This window comes from Dysgonomonas sp. Marseille-Q5470, assembly GCF_951230145.1.
GTDB lineage: Bacteria > Bacteroidota > Bacteroidia > Bacteroidales > Dysgonomonadaceae > Dysgonomonas.
Genome location: NZ_CATNVE010000003.1, coordinates 46,255 through 60,665, shown reverse-complemented (window position 1 = coordinate 60,665; position 14,411 = coordinate 46,255). Strand labels below are relative to the sequence as shown.

The following is a 14,411-nucleotide window of genomic DNA, read 5'->3' as shown; positions in this document are numbered from 1 at the left end:
ACTATTGAGTAACAAAAAAGCCTGTTTTTGCAAACAGGCTTTTTTATTTATGATCGGCTCTTTTATTATTTCAAGAGTTCCTCTATCTTTTTAGTTGCTTCTTCAGCATTCAGACCTCTGGCTAATATTTTACCATCTTTGTCTAACAACATCAAGTGAGGAATAGAAGACACACCATAAATTGCAGCACCTTCACTATCCCAGAATTTAAGGTCTGAAATTTGAGGCCATGTAATATTCAGGTTCTTGATTCCTTTCACCCAGTCTTCATTTGTTTTGTCTAAAGAAATACCTACGATCTCAACCCCTTTGGCACTGTATTGCTTATAAAGTTCTACAAGTTTTGGCATTTCGGCACGACATGGAGGACACCATGAAGCCCAAAAATCGACCAAGACATATTTTCCTTTACCTGCAAAATCTGCTAATGCTATATCTTTTCCTTCCGGAGTTTTACCTTTTATATCGGTAAATGTTTTCCCTACAGACGTTGCATCAAGAGCTTTGGCTACTTTCTCTACCTTTTGTATTCTGGCTATAGACTTATATTCAGGCTTAATAGACGGAATAAGCTCATTAAGCTGTTCGGCAGAGAAGCGATAAAAGTTGCGAGATAAGAAATAAACTCCAAGTTGGTTTTGTATATTTTCCTTTACAAAGTCGAAAGTCTCTTTTGTCCAAACATTATATTTGTCTTCATACTGTTTTTCAAGTTCAGCTTTATTGGCTGTATTCGTTGAATCATCCCTCAACTTGGAAGAGATAGACATCATTTCATTTTCTATAGCCTGGCTCTTTGTATTAAACGCTTGGCAAGCATTATTCAAAGGAGTACCTTTTACTGTAGAAATGCTATCCAGAGAAACTTCTATCTGTCCGGGTTCCACTATCACCAAAACAGGTCTGTTCATATTGTCAGGTGCATCATCCAATGAGATGAAATGTATTTTTGCACCGTCTTTGGCTAGTCCTTTGAAAACAAATTCTCCGTCAACAACATCTACTGTGTCAACAGCCACAAGGTCTTTCCAATTCTCATCTAAAGTCTTTAGATATACTTGTTGTCCGTCATACGTACCATTCGGTAATTTACCTTTAATGGTAAAAGCATCTTTCTCTACACAAGATGTAGCAAGTATCGCAATTGCTGCAAGAAACAAAATTATTTTCTTCATTCTAAATCAAAATAGTGGTTAATAAATAGTATATCTTAATTTTTTAAGAGTTACGTTTAAAACAAAGACAAAACTCTTATTGTTTATGACTTAAAGATTATTTTAGGATTTCAGCTATTTTATCGTCCAATTCTTTACCCCTTAAATCGGTGGCTATAACAACGCCATTTTGATCTATAAGTAATGTATGCGGGATGCTTTGCACTCCGTATAATTGCGATGCCATTGTTGTTGCATCTGCCAATTGCACCCAGGTCATTTTATAGTTTTGGACAGCTGCAGTCCATTTGTTTTTATCATCATCAACTGATATACCAACTATTTCAAGACCTTTAGATTTGTATGCATTATAAGTTTTTATAAGATTTGGTATTTCCTGAATACATGGCTGACACCATGAAGCCCAGAAATCGATCAAGACTAATTTATTTTTGCCTACATAGTCAGACAAGGATACCATCTGTCCACTTTGATCTATCAATTGAGCATCACTGTATGGATTACCTACTTCAGGTTTCACTCTGTCCAATTCTTTTACCAAAGCCTTGATCTCATCTCTGTTTCGGAATGTACTGTCGCTGGCTGCTATCAATTCTTTTAGCTGATCTTTACTAAATGATTTTGCTGATGAATAGAATAAAAACTCACCGGCTTTATTCGAAATATTTGCCTTAGCAAAATTGAAAGTCGACATCTGCAATTGTTTTTGCAAAGTATCTACTTCGGCTCTTATTGCAGGGTTGTTCGCATCCTGAGGCGTAATTTTAGATATCTTATCGGTAAGAGTGTTCATTACCTTGTGTATATTATTAAACTCGTCATTCTTGGGTGTTCCTCCAAGAGTTACGTTTGTTTTATCAAATGTAATTTTGATATTACCCGGTTCTAATATCAGTGTTCCTATCGGTGTATCATTATCTGCATTCTCAAGTTTGCCTACAGATACAAATCCCATCATAGGCTCATCAGCTGTTCCTTTAAAACTGAATTTTCCATCAGATATCGTTGCGGAATCGATTACTGTTGCCTTCTGAGAGTTGATACTATCTATTTTTTGTAAATATGCAACTTTGGTGTCGAATGAATTATCCGAAAACTTTCCTTCTATGGAATAAGAATTACCCTGACAAGAAACGAATAAGATTGCAAGGGTTGATAAAAAGAGAAATATGATTTTTTTCATTAATAAGAGGTATTAAGTAAATATCAAGCAAAGATAAGTAAATAGTTCATAATCTTGCTTATTTAACACTTAATACTTAAAAGCGAAATATGTGATACTGCAACTTTTAGCTTTCTTTTATTTTGTATTTTGACCGATTAAAATTATCTCATAAAGAGATGGTTCGATATAAAAACAGTGACACTCTAAATTCTGCAAATAAGTGTTACCTTTGTTACTTTTTGTTTTACGTGTAGATATAAACATCGAACAATCAGGCATTTTTATTGTTTGTATCATATGTGACAAAAATGAAATGTCGGTATTTAAATTATATCATATAAACTTCAAGAAACATTTTACGTTTTGATGAAAGCGACAACAATTTCTTTATTTTTCGTTTGTTTATTTATATTTAATTCTTGTTCCGAAAAAACCGGACAAGACTCATTTCTCAGCCAATTACGTCAGGATTCTCTCTTGATGAAGAATGCTCAAAAAATGCAGAGGATAAAAGCCAAAGATATTACCATAGAGAAGGATTTTCTTTACGACCAATACACTCTGCAAGACACATACCCATATCGTGACACAACACGGCAGTTCCAGTGGGAGAAGATCAAACAAGGCTTGGCTATTCTCGAAAATTTCCAACAAGAATTCTTTGCTTGGGGGATTTTACAGAATTATCGGAATAACAATGGAGAAGCACCTCTTGTAAAGAAATATAAAAGGAATGAATACAAACGCATTGCCGACACATTAGGGGTAGAACGATTTCAAGGGATTCCTCTCTTTCTTCCTACGGATACTGTTACAGGAGAACGGTATGGCAGAGACGGTGCCTTGGTAAAACTATTCAAAGACAATGTCGGGAGTTTTAGAAAAATAACCACAACGGACTCCAAAGAGTTATGGCTTGTTCCTAAGAAATATGTAAAACCAATTCATGATACCGTACAATTTAAACATGCAATATTTGTTGATCGCAACAATGAGAATATTGTCACTCTCGAGAAAGTAGATAAAAAATGGATTGTAAGAAGTATGAATCCTGCCACAACAGGTTTGCATAAGCCGCCGTATCAGCAAGAAACCCCACTGGGTCTATTTGTTCTTCAGGAGAAAAAAGTAAAGATGTTTTTCCTTGTCGATGGCACAACGGAAACAGGAGGCTTTGCTCCTTATGCCAATCGCTTTACAAACGGAGGATATATACACGGTATTCCAGTGAATGCACCAAGTACCACATTCATTGAATATAGCCCTTCACTAGGCACTACACCCCGTTCACACATGTGTGTGCGCAATGCGACATCGCACGCAAAATTTGTATATGACTGGGCGCCGACAGAAGAAACCATCATCTTTGTTATAGAATAATCTCTATTTTAATAAAACACATTAGCGAAAATGACTACTTGTCAGTTTGTCATTTCTATGATTCTGCTGTTTTGACAGAAATATATTTTGGCACGCATTTCGCTAATATCTAAACAGAATACATAAAATAAATTAATATATAACTATTAAAAATTTAAGAATCATGAGTATTAAACCATTAGCAGACAGAGTGCTTGTTAAGCCGGCTGCAGCCGAAGAAAAAAGCGTGGGAGGTATCATTATTCCGGATACAGCTAAAGAAAAACCTCTAAAAGGTGAAGTTATTGCAGTAGGCAACGGAACAAAAGACGAAGATATGATAGTAAAACCAAAAGATCAGGTTCTTTATGGCAAATACGCCGGAACAGAAGTAGAACTTGACGGTGAAGTTTTCCTTATTATGCGTCAATCTGATATTCTTGCAATTATTTAATACTAACAGTTTTAATTAACATAACATTATGGCTAAAGAGATTAAGTTTAACATAGATGCTCGCGACGAGCTAAAAAAAGGTGTTGATGCATTAGCTAATGCAGTAAAAGTAACCCTTGGACCAAAAGGTCGCAACGTAATCATCGAAAAGAAATTTGGTGCACCTCACATCACAAAAGACGGTGTAACAGTAGCAAAAGAAATAGAACTGGAAGAAGCATTCCAGAATATGGGAGCTCAACTTGTAAAAGAAGTAGCTTCTAAAACAAACGACGATGCGGGTGATGGTACTACTACTGCCACAGTATTGGCACAATCTATCGTTAGCGTTGGTCTTAAGAACGTTACGGCTGGAGCAAATCCAATGGATTTGAAACGTGGTATCGATAAAGCTGTAGCAAAAGTAGTAGAAAACATCAAGTCTCAGGCTGTAGCCGTAGGCGATGACCTACAGAAGATAGAGCACGTAGCTAAGATATCAGCTAACGGCGACGAAACGATAGGTAAGCTGATCGCTGAAGCTATGGGCAAAGTAAAGAAAGAAGGGGTTATCACTGTTGAAGAAGCAAAAGGTACAGAAACTTATGTGGATGTAGTAGAAGGTATGCAATTTGACAGAGGTTATATCTCTCCATACTTTGTAACAGATACAGAGAAAATGGAAGCTGATCTTGAAAACCCATATATCTTGATTCACGACAAGAAGATTTCAGTATTGAAAGACATTCTTCCTATTCTTGAATCTGCTCTTAAATCAGGTCGCTCATTGCTAATCATTGCAGAAGATATCGACTCAGAAGCATTGACTACACTGGTAGTTAACCGTCTTCGCGCAGGCTTGAAGATTGCTGCGGTTAAAGCTCCCGGATTTGGTGATCGTCGTAAAGAAATGCTTGAAGATATCGCTATCCTTACAGGTGGTATCGTAATCTCAGAAGAGAGAGGCATCAAACTTGAGGCTGCTACTATCGACATGCTTGGTACTGCTGATAAGGTAACTATCAATAAAGATAATACCACTATCGTAAACGGTGCAGGTGAGAAAGATGCTATTGCTGCTCGTGTATCTCAGATCAGAGCACAAATGGAAAAAACAACATCAGACTACGATAAAGAAAAACTACAAGAACGTCTTGCTAAATTGGCAGGTGGTGTAGCTGTTCTTTATGTAGGAGCTCCGTCAGAGGTAGAAATGAAAGAAAAGAAAGACCGTGTTGACGATGCTCTTTCTGCAACTCGTGCAGCTATCGAAGAAGGTACAGTTCCCGGAGGTGGTGTAGCTTACATTCGTGCTATTAGCACTCTAGAAGACCTAAAAGGTGAAAACGAAGACGAAACTACCGGTATCGAAATTGTTAAGCGTGCTATCGAAGAGCCTCTTCGTCAGATTGTAGCTAATAGCGGTAAAGAAGGTGCTGTTGTAGTACAGAAAGTACGTGAAGGAAAAGCTGATTTCGGCTACAACGCTCGTGCAGATGTTTACGAGAATCTGAATGCAGCCGGAGTTATCGACCCAGCTAAAGTAGTTCGTGTAGCTCTTGAGAATGCAGCTTCTATTGCAGGTATGTTCTTAACTACAGAGTGCATCATCGCCGACAAGAAAGAAGAAAACCCTGCTCCAATGCCTCCAATGGGTGGCGGAATGGGCGGAATGATGTAATCAATCATTCGATTGCCTCAACCTAGAAAGGTTGACAGGACTTATATAAAAAAGAACCGATGGATCAAGATCCATCGGTTCTTTTTTATATACTGTTTTCTATGCTCAATCGTGATTTACCCAAATCAACTTATCAATATCAAGGTCTAGCTTTTTAGCCAAATCAAGATAGTTGTTTTTTACATCATCAGGGATAGTTTTAGTTCGTGAAAGAATCCACATATATTTTTTGTTTTTACCCACAACAAGCGCATATTTATAATCCTTATCCAAAGCGATTATATTATACGAAGCATAAAACGGCCTGAAGAAAGAAACCTTTAGCCTGCCTTCATCTTTAGGACCGATAAATTTAGCTATTCCTTTTGCCGATTTCCAAGTATCCTTGATGTAATCGTGCCCTTGATTTAGCACCCCGACTGTTTGATTTTCATTCAAGGTGTATTCAGCTGTGGTGTTATCTAAGTTTCGTTCAAACCGAAAATCGAACCGAGCTATCTCGTACCACCGTCCCATATACTTTTCAACTTCAAAATTTTTGACAGCTGTTGCATTTTTAGGAATACCAGTACACGATGCAAATAAACTAATCATAATAATTGCAATAAACGGATATTTGAGATTCATAATTCATACTTATAACATATCTATAAAAACAACAGATATACAATAATTGTTTTTGAAAGAGAAATGTTGTGCAAACTAGTAAAAGAAAAAACAATACTAGCAACCTTTTAAACAAACAATTAACACTCAACAAATACTCAAAGAGAGAGTTTAACCCGCACAATCATAATGGTCAACAGAATACCATAGGCAACAAGAACAACACACAAGAGTGTACAAACTTAAATAAGTCACAAAGAGTTAGTTTCTTATATCGGCAAATAGAAGTTTCATCGAGCCGGCAAGAAACGTAATTTTATTTCTAGCCCCCTTAATTGGTATTCAGCATAATTTTATCCTTTGTTCCAAAATATCATTATCTTTACACTAGAATATTATTGAAAAAAATATAAAAGAGGTTAGCTTTTATTCTATGATTCGGAAAACGACCAATTAAACGAACATATACGGGAATAAAAAGTAGATTCCTAAGTCATGGCGCTAAGTTGTTTTGTGCTGTGTATATGAAGTTTGAACGCACCCCTAATGCGAATAAGTTAAGTCTCAGCTTTTTGTTTTAACTAAATACTAATCGGCTTTTGAGGGACAGAAGGCGCAAATACAACTGTATATCACTATGGCAAAAACAGCAGAAAGGAAGAACACGAAGTTGACGAAAGACGGATTTGAGCACATATCTATTTGGCAGGCAAATGTCGGCGATTTGGTCTGCTACTTAACCTCCCCCAAAGTATACCTAATCGCTAACAAGAGCGAGAATACGATTGCTCTTGTTAGCGCTACTCAGCAGTTTAATGCTTCTTACTCTTTTGACGTAAAGCGGCTACTGAGAGCGGGTGAAGTCAATGAGGAGAACTACAACCGGATAATGGAAAAATTACCTTACTCGGAAAAAAATACAACCTTATCAGATTTACAAAATATCGCCCAAGAGTATAAACAAAACGGAAAAGTCTCTGCAGAGAGGCCAATGCAAGTAAAAGAGGAAACAATCAGGACAGGTTATACCGAAGAAAAGGTAGAATTAGAGAACGCAACAAAAACCTCTATAACACCCATTTACTACGACTATACCCCATCGAATGACTGGAACGCTGACGGATGGTTCGACAAGCTTCAAAATAGAGAGTTCCGCACAGAGAAGGAAGTAGAAAACAAATTTATACTACCCTTACTTACTCGGTTAGGTTACAGCGAAGACGACCGCTACGACGGCATGATAGTAGAAGGGGCGGAAGGCTCTAAGAAAATATCGTTAGAGACCGACTTCGTCCTGTTTGCGAGTAATGCAGAAGAGTTATCTACTCAGCCTCTGCTTATCGTTGAGGCAAAGAAAGAACATAGACTAACTAAGCAAGTAGAGATAGAGAAGGCTCAAAGACAAGCTCGCAGCTATGCTATTTGGACGGGCTGTAAGTTCGGATTGATAACAGACAGCCGTATAATCCAAGTACTCGACATTATGCCAAATTTCGGCAGCTACAAAGTCTTATTCGAATGTCAACGTGCAGAGCTGAAAGAGCGGTTTGTGGAACTATATAACCTCATCAGCAGAGATAGACTGAAAGACTTCTATGCGGAGCTTATATAGTTTACAAATCATGTTAGAAGATCGAGAGGTGATAAAAGTAATGTTGGAAAAATTAAAATAATACTATGCAATTAAATTACAGCAATTCCGGTATAAAGACACTAAGGGCTTCAAGTGGCATTTTTCTTGGTGTTAGTGTTTTGGTAGCACTTATGCTTATTCCTTCATGGTGGACAGATAAAGCATACAATGCAATTATCCATTGGGATATGATTGCACTTTCCTTGATAATTTTGTTTTTCGGGTTCTTTTTATTTGGATTGGGTTATGCAATAGCCACTATTGCTGAAAATGCACTTCTGAATAAACAACTTAAAGAAAGGGAACTTCTTTTTGATGAGGATAAATAAAAACTTCATCGTTTGTTGCCCCTAGTGTTGCCCTAAAAACAAAAACGCTTGAAAATCCAATGATAATCAAGCGTTTAAAAACATAAATTGTACTCGGAGCGGGACTTGAACCCGCACAACCGTAATGGTCACAAGATTTTAAGTCTTGCGTGTCTACCATTCCACCATCCGAGCAGCCTATGAGCGAAAGACGGGATTCGAACCCGCGACCCCGACCTTGGCAAGGTCGTGCTCTACCAACTGAGCTACTTTCGCAATTACTGCTATATCCAAGGCTATAACCCCAACATTTTGGAAGCCTTTTCCGTTTAGCGAGTGCAAATGTAAAAAATGTTTTCCTTTCTACAAAGTTTATCAGGATTAATTTCTACGTGTAATTTGAAAAATTCCATCTCCTGTATTAGAAAATCGAGCATAGTAAGTCTGAAGATTATCTTTAGCAGGTCCCGACTTTACATTTCCTACACCATTAAATATCTCAAAGACACTACCGCAATGGGAACACTTTACAGTTCCATCACTCTGTGGCACAACTTTTATCGGTCGTTGTTTTTCGTAGGGGCAACAAAGATCGTATGCATACAATTGATAGACACTGCTAGTTATAGGTACAGCACTACAAACAATAAGCAGTCCTGAGTATCCAATCATATCCGTAGCCAGCCTTGGTTGAGTAAATGTCACAATATTCCCGGGTGTTCGCAGATTCTTGTCCGGAGATTTTATCAGGTTGACTTCAAATCTTACGGGTTCAATAGGAATAGTATTCAAACTTTCATCACTTCCGCAAGAGAAAGTTACAAACACCAACACAACTATCAACACTATATATTTTATCTTTTTCATCTTCTTATAAAACGTTATCAACGACTTAATATTATTTCAAATTCTGCCTCAGTGCTTCCAGATTTCTTTTCAACCCTGTAAATTTAGCACGCTTCACCGCCGAACCCTTAAATATCTTCTGGTAGTCTTCAACCGACAAATTATCAACGCGGTCAAAAGACAGGTCTAAAAAAGCCTGAGAGGGGTTAAACTCTGCCGTCTGATGCGGTCGTGAATATCTGTTCCAGGGACAAACCTGCTGACAAATATCACAACCATAAAAACGATTATTCATCTTCGGAATCACATGCTCATCAATCTCGCCACGATTTTCGATCGTCTGATACGAAATGCACTTACTCGCATTCACCACTCTAGGCTTTACGATAGCCGATGTAGGGCATGCATCGAGGCAGCGAGTACAGTTCCCACACGATAAATTCAATGGAGTGTCGTATGTCAGCTCAAGATTGATGATCAATTCGCCCAGAAAAAAATAAGAACCCTTCTTCGGAATAATCAGCAATGAATTTTTTCCAATAAATCCCAATCCGGCCTTAGCTGCCCAATAACGTTCCAATATCGGTGCTGTATCAACAAAAGCCCGTCCTTCGGTCGTTGGCTCTAAGCTCTTAATGTAATCCAGCAGCATTTGCAACTTATTCTTCACTACATCGTGATAGTCTTTGCCATAGGCGTAATAAGCAAATTGAGGGTTTTCTTGCGGTTGCTTTGCTTCAGGGTAATAATTCAATGCGACACTGATTACCGAACGGGAACCTTCAACCAATAAAGTAGGGTTGCATCGTTTCTCTGTATTCCTAGCCATATAATCCATATCTGCATGATATGAATGACTAAGCCAGTCTTTAAAATGCTGTTGTTCCTCGACCTCTATCGGCTCAGCCTTACAAATCCCGCAAGCATCAAAACCCAGACTATATGCATAATCTTTTATTTGCCGGGAAATATCTTCGTTTGCCAACATTTTACTTTTGATATCTATCAACTCGCTTCAGCCCAAGATATTCATCCACAGTAGGGTCTACGTAGATCTCCTCTTTTGTATTCTTATTCCTGAACACAACAAAGTCATGATCTTTAAACCATCCGTTCTGGGCATTCTTGTACATATTGTTTCCAAAGAGGTACAGCTTGCCTTTCTTCGGCTTAGCCTCCCACTGCTTATCCATTCCAAACCTCTTTATCAGGTAAGTACCTACAGCAGATGTAAAGGCAGCATAGCCGGTATAACTAGCCTCTGTGGTAACAAAAAGCTTCTGCGGATCACTTTCCTGAGCATCAGAAGAAAAGTCCAATACTTTTGTAGTTATCTCCTGAGATAAGTCGATAATCTGCTCAATGCTTATAGTAGCATCTAATGCCTCATCGTTGGGTAGACTCTGATTGATGAATGTTGCCAAATCACCTTCTTTTATATCATAAGACTTACGGCTTCCGCCATCTTCATATTTTACAGCCATGCGGTAAATGTTTCCTCTAAACAAAAAGAGTAATACGATAACAACCACAATAGCGGCAACAACTTTCAATAAATTACTATTAGTCTTCTTTTTCATATTTTAATCACCAAAAAGTGACAACGTCACATAAAACTAAAAAACTACACAACAACACATTACAAGCAAAAGGTGACAAAAGTGACACTTTTCAAAGCACTTTTATTTGTTACCTTTTTTTGTCATGCATCACCCTCTTTAATAGATAAAAGTACAATTATTTTATTATATATGAGGTCTGTACAGAAAAATCTACTTCCCCAGCAGCCCTTTACTTACATACCATCTAAATTGTATCAGCTTCCAGCCCTTGTCGGGAGATAGCCTCAATGCATAAGTAAAAAACAAGACAATAGAGCCCGCCCATTTTTTACATTCAGCAAAGATTCTGTTTTGATAGGCATTCGGAGATATCGATTTAGTACGAATACGTTCGCTTTTTCCGATAGAGTAAGTTAGTTCCCTGAAGTGAGATTCTGTAAGTTTCTTTTCGGGTATATAATGATGAATACCCATTTGTGGGAGGTAATAAAATTTTTCACCACCTCTTGTCAGTCTGTCATAAAGGTCTTTCTCTTCAGCGCCGATAAGTCCTGTTCCCTTGCGTCCCAATTCTACATTAAACAATCCGTATTTATCAAACACTTCTTTTCTGAATGCCGAATTTCCACCTCCGGGATATTTACCGTTGCTGAAAGGTTTTATCTTATCTCCTTCGTACAGGGCTCCACCAATAAGCTGCTCCGTATAATGAGACAACCATTTAGGTTTCTCCACCTCATATACAGGTACTATAGGCCCGCCACATGCTGATACGGTGGGGTGAGATTCAAAGAATGATTTTATAGACGAAAGATAGGATTCGAATGCAGTAGCATCATCATCTACAAAAACAAGGATATCTCCCCTACTCTCCTGCACACCTCTGTTGCGTGCATACGAAAGTCCCTGTTGCGTTTCAAGAAAATATCGGAAATTAACTCCAGGATAATCATATCGAAACTGCTTACAAATACTTTCTGTAGAATCTGTACTGTTGTTATTCACCATAACTATTTCATAGTCGTGATATGGAATATTCTGCTGCGAAATACTTTTCAACGCATTGTACAGATATTTCTCCCTATTGTATGTACAGAAAATAACAGATAGCTTCATTTTATTTTTCCTTTCTCTTCAAAACAAAAGGTCTTATAATTATGCCGATCAACAACAAAACAAGTACTGCCGAAGAGGCTGTTGCCACATGGCGGCTGTTATAATATCCCTGAGGCTCAAACTTGAAAACAATTTCATGCTCTCCTGCCGGAACACGCATTGCCCGCAATGTCCAATCGGCACGGAAGTGAGGCACTTCCTTTCCATCAACATAAGCTTGCCAACCATTCGAGAAATAAATCTCGGAAAGTACGGCTAGTTGCTCTGAGACAGCCTTCGTTTTGTAAGTCAGCACATCCGGCTTATATGATACCAATTCTATTGTAGCTGTAGAGTCGGGGGTAATTTTCAATCCCGACAGTTCACTTTCGAAACGCTTATCCACAACGGCTGTTGTGTGCGGATCTAAAGTATTGATTGCAGCTATTTCTTCGTCAGCATTATTTACCAACTTGTATTCATTTACAAACCAAGCGTTGCCCATTGCATTCGGATTTACCAATGGTGGTTGCTCAGGATGATATATTACGTATTTTGCATTCAACATATTCAGTGCTTTCGTTTTATTAAACGATGCCATGATTGTATCTATATTTTGTGAACTGAATGTACCGATGATCTGATTAACCTCACCATCCAGACGATTATCGATCAATTCCTGATAACGTTTCAGCTTGGCTGCATGATAGCCTCCAATAGATTTATGATAATAAGAAGTCGTTGTTTCGGCAAACGGGTTATTCAGATTCAAAACCCTGTAGGAAGGATGTTGATCTTTCAAGATAGCCTGATCGGCTACCGACGGAGAAAACGTTTCTGTTTTGTATGTGCTTTTAGCCACAAAGTTATTCTCATTCAAATAGCGTTTATCAATTCCCCACAAATCGATCAAGACTAAAACGGCAAGTCCCAACGAACCGTATATTGTCATTTTCTTTGTATCAACCTTCGTCCGAAGAGAGAAATACAAAATTGCTGCGCCCAATAAAACAAACACCAAAGAGCGTAAAGCATCTGACGACATCAGGTCTTGACGATCAGTCAGCAATGCATTATAATACCATTCAGGAACCTGTGCTTTCCATTGTGCATCTGCACCCGAAGTGAAATTGAAGAATGCTCCCGGCGCTATCCAAAGGATAAGACAAAGACCACCAACTACGCCTAACGATATATAAAGTGCTTTTTTTAGTTTCTTTTTATCTATTTCTCCCGAGAAGAATTCTTTTATTCCCCACACGGCAACCATAACAATAGTGAGTGCAGGCACTACCAAAGCTGTAGATACTGCCCTAAATTTACTATAGAGCGGGAAGTGATAGAAAAACCAATCGTTGAACCATTCCAGATTTTTACCCCAAGCCAGCAATATGAAAAAGATAGTAGCCACGAGCAACCCCCATTTTACATTGCTTCTTATAATGATCATACCCAACAGGAACAAGAAACAAACGATTGCTCCCAGATATACAGTCCCCTGAGTAAACGGCTGGTCGCCCCAATACTGAGGAATGCGTGACACCTGATTGGCAAATTCGGCAGGAATTTCTCCCGATTGCACTTTCTGAGTCAATACTTTTATACTCTGAGCATCTTTGTCATAAGGCTTCGATTCTCCCCCATACAGATTAGGAACAAGGAATGTGAATGTTTCGGCTTTGCCATAGCTCCACCCAAAAGCATAATCTTTGTCAAGTCCTGTCGATTGCTTTTCCGACTCAGACTTCGGCGAAGTCAGTTCAGACTTTCCACGGGTACTTTCTCGTGCCATTTCCATATTACCGTATATATTCCCCAGATTAGCCAACACAGCCAAAGCCACAGCGATAATCATGGCACCACACGACATAAGGAATGACTTATAATTCTTTTTTGAGAGCACCTCAACCGCATATGTAATGAAGAGTATAACGCTGAGTAAACCGGTATAATAAGTTACCTGCAAGTGATTACTTTTTATTTGTAATGCCAGCCCCAAACCGACCAATACGCTACCAAGCAAGATCTTATTCTTGAACAACGACATAAAGCCTGCCACTATCAACGGCATATATGCCAGCGCCCATGCTTTAGTCACGTGCCCGGCGTTGAGTATAACAATATTGTAAGATGACAGCGAATAAGCAACAGCTCCCAATATAGCAACTGCCGGACTGAATCCCATCAAGCAAAATAAGATATAAGCCATGAGCATACCTGCAAAAACAGGTCCTGCCGTGGTGTTGCCCAATGCTTTCACAGGAGCTTCGAGATAGTCAAGAAAATTTGGACTGCCTCCATGCACCCCTATCTGATACGCAGGCATACCGGAGAACATCGAGCCTGTCCAGGCCGAAGTCTTACCCTCATTATAGTAATAGTCGCTAATTTCCTTTGCTGAACCCTGATATTGTGTTACATCGTGCTGCGACAACACTTTACCTTGCAACATAGGGCTAAAATATGCCATTGTTATAAATAAAAATGCAACCACTGCAATAATATGTGGCAACAACATCTTCACCAAAGACTGCTCTTTTTTTATCAT

Annotated in this window: 13 protein-coding genes and 2 tRNA genes; 5 read left to right on the top strand and 10 right to left on the bottom strand. The window is 38.5% G+C overall.

Going from position 1 to position 14,411, the window contains the following annotated elements:
- Positions 1-65 precede the first annotated feature (65 nt).
- Positions 66-1,175: a TlpA disulfide reductase family protein gene (locus QOX35_RS06285; RefSeq protein WP_135103741.1), complete on the bottom strand. Its 1,110-nt coding sequence runs from the start codon at positions 1,173-1,175 to the stop codon at positions 66-68.
- 97 nt (positions 1,176-1,272) lie between these two features.
- Positions 1,273-2,358 (bottom strand): TlpA disulfide reductase family protein, encoded by a 1,086-nt coding sequence (locus tag QOX35_RS06280; RefSeq protein ID WP_283686222.1) that lies wholly within the window; start codon positions 2,356-2,358, stop codon positions 1,273-1,275.
- A 348-nt stretch (positions 2,359-2,706) separates the two neighbouring features.
- On the opposite strand from QOX35_RS06280, the gene QOX35_RS06275 reads away from it, so the two are divergent.
- From QOX35_RS06275 to groL, 3 genes are all read left to right on the top strand, one after another.
- Positions 2,707-3,720 carry a L,D-transpeptidase gene (locus QOX35_RS06275; RefSeq protein ID WP_283686221.1) on the top strand — a complete coding sequence of 338 codons (1,014 nt, stop codon included), beginning with the start codon at positions 2,707-2,709 and terminating at the stop codon, positions 3,718-3,720.
- A 163-nt stretch (positions 3,721-3,883) separates the two neighbouring features.
- Positions 3,884-4,153, top strand: a complete 270-nt coding sequence (locus QOX35_RS06270) for a co-chaperone GroES (protein WP_006842334.1) — start codon at positions 3,884-3,886, stop codon at positions 4,151-4,153.
- A gap of 28 nt (positions 4,154-4,181) precedes the next feature.
- Entirely contained in the window at positions 4,182-5,813 is a 1,632-nt protein-coding gene (gene groL, locus QOX35_RS06265) for a chaperonin GroEL (RefSeq protein WP_135103738.1), read from the top strand.
- 105 nt (positions 5,814-5,918) lie between these two features.
- On the opposite strand, the gene QOX35_RS06260 is transcribed toward groL, so the two are convergent.
- A complete protein-coding gene (locus QOX35_RS06260; protein WP_283686220.1) occupies positions 5,919-6,440 on the bottom strand; it encodes a lipocalin family protein in 522 nt (173 codons plus the stop codon).
- 616 nt (positions 6,441-7,056) lie between these two features.
- Here QOX35_RS06260 and QOX35_RS06255 point away from each other — a divergent pair.
- Positions 7,057-8,031, top strand: a complete 975-nt coding sequence (locus QOX35_RS06255) for a type I restriction enzyme HsdR N-terminal domain-containing protein (protein ID WP_283686219.1) — start codon at positions 7,057-7,059, stop codon at positions 8,029-8,031.
- A 65-nt stretch (positions 8,032-8,096) separates the two neighbouring features.
- The gene (locus tag QOX35_RS06250) at positions 8,097-8,381 is read left to right on the top strand and encodes a hypothetical protein (RefSeq protein WP_283686218.1); all 285 of its coding nucleotides are present in this window, start codon (positions 8,097-8,099) and stop codon (positions 8,379-8,381) included.
- A gap of 90 nt (positions 8,382-8,471) precedes the next feature.
- On the opposite strand, the gene QOX35_RS06245 is transcribed toward QOX35_RS06250, so the two are convergent.
- The 7 genes from QOX35_RS06245 to QOX35_RS06215 form a co-directional block, all read right to left on the bottom strand.
- Positions 8,472-8,555: transfer RNA gene (locus tag QOX35_RS06245), tRNA-Leu, on the bottom strand.
- An 8-nt stretch (positions 8,556-8,563) separates the two neighbouring features.
- Positions 8,564-8,636, bottom strand: a tRNA-Gly gene (locus tag QOX35_RS06240).
- A 105-nt stretch (positions 8,637-8,741) separates the two neighbouring features.
- On the bottom strand, positions 8,742-9,227 hold the full coding sequence (locus tag QOX35_RS06235; RefSeq protein ID WP_135103735.1) for a Rieske (2Fe-2S) protein: 486 nt from the start codon (positions 9,225-9,227) through the stop codon (positions 8,742-8,744).
- 31 nt (positions 9,228-9,258) lie between these two features.
- On the bottom strand, positions 9,259-10,194 hold the full coding sequence (queG, locus tag QOX35_RS06230; protein WP_283686217.1) for a tRNA epoxyqueuosine(34) reductase QueG: 936 nt from the start codon (positions 10,192-10,194) through the stop codon (positions 9,259-9,261).
- A 1-nt stretch (position 10,195) separates the two neighbouring features.
- Positions 10,196-10,786: a hypothetical protein gene (locus QOX35_RS06225; protein WP_283686216.1), complete on the bottom strand. Its 591-nt coding sequence runs from the start codon at positions 10,784-10,786 to the stop codon at positions 10,196-10,198.
- 192 nt (positions 10,787-10,978) lie between these two features.
- Positions 10,979-11,884, bottom strand: a complete 906-nt coding sequence (locus QOX35_RS06220) for a glycosyltransferase (RefSeq protein WP_283686215.1) — start codon at positions 11,882-11,884, stop codon at positions 10,979-10,981.
- A 1-nt stretch (position 11,885) separates the two neighbouring features.
- A complete protein-coding gene (locus QOX35_RS06215) occupies positions 11,886-14,411 on the bottom strand; it encodes a YfhO family protein (RefSeq protein WP_135103731.1) in 2,526 nt (841 codons plus the stop codon).